This is a genomic window from Peribacillus sp. SIMBA_075 (assembly GCF_046534585.1).
Map to the genome: position 1 here is coordinate 1 of NZ_JAWRYN010001080.1, position 254 is coordinate 254.

The 254-nt window shown below is 36.6% G+C and carries 1 protein-coding gene; it reads right to left on the reverse strand.

What is annotated here, in order from left to right:
• Window positions 1–254, reverse strand: a 254-nt coding sequence (locus tag SB775_RS31615) for a serine hydrolase (RefSeq protein ID WP_410865239.1), incomplete at both ends; no start/stop codon positions are given.

Sequence of the window (254 nt, forward strand, 5' to 3'; positions counted from 1 at the left end):
CTTCGTAGTTTTTACCTCTAGGTAAAATATTGCTCGCTAAATATAGTTGTGCATCTTGATTTTCTAACGCTGGATGTTCATATCCGTGAGTAGGGTATTCTACAGAAACTTGCATGTCCATTAATTGCTGAAGAGTGGCATTACCGAATGGTGTATTTTTTAATTCTTTTATATATGCGTCAGCTGTTTTTTCTAAGTCAATACGATTTTCTTCAGCGAGAGATTGTATAATTGCCCCGGTAAAGACCTTCGCT